Here is a 3,049-nt window from a genome sequence, read left to right as displayed (position 1 = left end):
CTTTTGGTTGTCTGTGAAGTTTAATTCTGATTAAGGATTTTAATTTAGGAACTTTGATAAATTTATCATCAATCAAAGCAACTGTCCCATTTTGATTATTCGTTGTATAACTTTGAACAGGATTTTTCTTACTTTTGAACCGAGGAAATCCAATAGATTTATTACGAAAAAAATTCTTGTAAGCTTTATCTAAATGGAGTTGTGCATTAGCTAAAGCAAGACTATCGACTTCTTTCAAGAAGGGGAATTCTTTTTTATATTTTGCAGGTGTTGGAAAACGCATTTTCTCAGAGGGATTGTTCGCTTTTTCTTGATAAGCTTTTATCCTATCATCAAGCATGAGATTATAGACTTTACGAACACAGCCAAAAGACTTCGCAAAGAATATCTCTTGTTCCTCTGTTGGATATAATCTGAACTTGTACGCTTTTAATCGTTCCATTAGATACACCACCTATCTATTTATGATTATTCGCTTGATTGGGGTAAACTTTGAACATAATGTGTATAGGGTCTTTATCATAATGCCACGCAACTAAAGTAATCAGATATTTGATTATCAATTACTTGTCTACACTATTTCGTTGCCAAAATAAGAGGATCGTGAAGAAGGGATTCTAAATGACTATTTGTATCTAATGCCATTGTTATATTAACGCTTTTTATGTAGAATGAAAATAACATAAGTAAAACAAAAAGGCAATTCGCAATGTATATCAGTTTTCAAGTTACCAAAGATAAGCTTTATACTGGACGACATTCATCACCCACCTATCAAGGATGGGCGACTTCTGCCTAAACTATTATGATAATGTTGCACAACTGATGTAAGAAGGTGATATTTTGAACATTCATGAATTAAAAACACGTCCATTCGTCTGTCGCTATGAGTTATTAGAATACTACGCAGATTTAGGCCTGAATGAAACCGACTTGGTTATTCTTATGAAAATATTGTATGCGTATGATACAAGCAACGAACAGCCTGCTATTGAAACACTACAAAAAGGCACAACGATGCAAGATTCTGAAGTAACAATGATCATTCAAAAGCTGATTCAACTCGGACTTTTAGAAATGCACGTTGAAAAAAATGCTGACGGCAAACTGAGTGAATATATAAATTTGGATGGCTTTTATGAGCAATTAAGCCAAATATTTGAGTCGATTGATGCTAATATGCAAAATATGGATAAAGCCCAAGCTTTCAAGCATCTTTTCCAAAAAATCGAAAATGGTTTTGGCCGTGCATTGTCGCCATTAGAAATTGAAAATATTAATCAATGGCTAGACGTTGATAAATACGATATAACTGTTATTAATGCTGCCGTGGATGAAGCATTGGCACATGATAAATCTAGCCTTAAGTACGTTGATAGAATTTTATTAAATTGGGAAAAAAATAACGTCCGTACCGTTGCAGATGCGAAACCGATTCGTGCAAAATTTAAGAAACAGCAGCCTACCATTAAAAAGATTGAAAACTTCCCAAAATTTGATTGGTTGAAAGGAGAAAACCCATTTGATAAGTAAGAAAAAAGCACTGGAAATGATTGATGTTATTGATGAAATGTTTCCAGATGCAGAATGTGAATTAATCCATGAAAACCCATTTGAACTTACAATTGCTGTATTACTTTCAGCGCAATGTACCGATAATACAGTTAATAAAGTAACAAAAACATTATTTCAAAAATATCATATGCCAGAAGATTATTTGGCAGTACCATTAGAAGAACTACAAAATGATATTCGTTCCATCGGTCTGTATCGAAATAAAGCCAAAAACATTCAAAAACTTTGTCGCTCACTGATTGAACAATACAACGGTGAAGTCCCAAACACACATGACAAACTTGTCGGTCTTGCAGGCGTTGGTCAGAAAACCGCAAATGTCGTCATGAGCGTCGCATTTGGAGAACCGGCACTTGCAGTCGACACACATGTTGAACGCGTTTCAAAACGCCTTGGCATTTGTCGATGGAAAGACAGTGTCGCAGAAGTGGAGCGTAAACTAACATCCATTATTCCGAAAGAACGCTGGACACAAAGTCATCATCAACTTATTTTCTTTGGTCGTTATCATTGTCTTGCAAAGAAACCAAAATGTGATGCATGTCCACTTTTTGCCGACTGCCGTGAAGGTCAAAAGCGTCACCGAGCCACACTACGTCTTCAAGGAGGCACAGCGTAATGGTGATTTTAACGAAAATGGCTGAACTAGAGGCACAATTGGAACCTTTAGCTAAAGCACGCAAAATTGGAAAAGCAGAAAGCATTGAACTGCTAGACGAATATTACCGTTTGCTTTTAGACTATTTTTGTTCAATTAATGCAATTAAAGATTTGAGCACAGCAGAGTTAGACACTTTACCTATCGTGCCATTTAACTTTGATGAACGCCTCGATTATATTCAAGAAAGAAAGCACCACTATATGGGCTATCAACAAATGAAAACATTAAAAAGTGAACTGATTAAAATGAACGCCGCTTATCGTGCCAAACAGGGGTAAAATGAGAGGGAATTATATGCAAATAAAAAACATGGATCATTTCGTTTTAACTGTAACAAATATTGAACGTACGATAACATTTTACAGCGACATATTAGGAATGAAAGCCATTCAATTTGGCGATAATCGAACAGCATTACAATTTGGAAACCAAAAAATCAATCTGCATCATAAAAACAACATTATAAAACCGTGTGCACATACACCTACGCCGGGCTCAGCTGATATGTGCTTTGTGACTGAGACACCTATCAATAATGTTGTATCTCACTTAAAACAAAACAATGTAGCGATTGAACTTGGCCCAGTAAATAGAATAGGCGCTATGGGAAACATTGTTTCGGTATATGTAAGAGATCCGGATTATAATTTAATAGAAATTGCAAACTATATTTAATAAAAACGTGTGATTTGGTGTTTATAATAAAGTGGACCCCATGTCAAGGACACTTAAAAAAAAGACCATTAACTAAATAATTAACTCCCACTATGATGGTGTCATAGGAGGAGTTAAGGCAATGTGAGCCTGTACTCA

5 protein-coding genes and 1 pseudogene are annotated in these 3,049 nt (G+C 35.4%); 4 read left to right on the top strand and 2 right to left on the bottom strand.

The genetic code is table 11. The features are described 5' to 3' along the window. On the bottom strand, positions 1-442 hold a 442-nt coding region (locus TP70_RS08755), incomplete at its 3' end, for a helix-turn-helix domain-containing protein (RefSeq protein ID WP_044361052.1). A 40-nt stretch (positions 443-482) separates the two neighbouring features. Next, positions 483-645 (bottom strand): annotated as a pseudogene (locus TP70_RS12745) (transposase); the annotation flags it as partial. Between the two features lie 198 nt (positions 646-843). Here TP70_RS12745 and TP70_RS08750 point away from each other — a divergent pair. Genes TP70_RS08750 through TP70_RS08735 form a run of 4 tightly spaced genes read left to right on the top strand, consistent with a single transcriptional unit; the run spans position 844 to position 2,911 of the window. After that, complete coding sequence (locus TP70_RS08750) at positions 844-1,533, top strand: DnaD domain-containing protein (protein ID WP_044361051.1); 690 nt, start codon at positions 844-846, stop codon at positions 1,531-1,533. Next, a complete protein-coding gene (gene nth / locus TP70_RS08745; protein WP_044361050.1) occupies positions 1,523-2,194 on the top strand; it encodes an endonuclease III in 672 nt (223 codons plus the stop codon). Before TP70_RS08750 ends, nth begins: the two co-directional genes overlap by 11 nt. Then, positions 2,194-2,514: a YpoC family protein gene (locus TP70_RS08740; RefSeq protein WP_044361049.1), complete on the top strand. Its 321-nt coding sequence runs from the start codon at positions 2,194-2,196 to the stop codon at positions 2,512-2,514. Before nth ends, TP70_RS08740 begins: the two co-directional genes overlap by 1 nt. A 16-nt stretch (positions 2,515-2,530) precedes the next feature. Then, complete coding sequence (locus TP70_RS08735; RefSeq protein ID WP_044361053.1) at positions 2,531-2,911, top strand: VOC family protein; 381 nt, start codon at positions 2,531-2,533, stop codon at positions 2,909-2,911. Positions 2,912-3,049 lie beyond the last annotated feature (138 nt).

Origin of the sequence: Staphylococcus microti (genome assembly GCF_000934465.1) — a bacterium.
Lineage (GTDB): Bacteria > Bacillota > Bacilli > Staphylococcales > Staphylococcaceae > Staphylococcus > Staphylococcus microti.
This window is presented reverse-complemented; position numbering and strand designations above follow the sequence as displayed.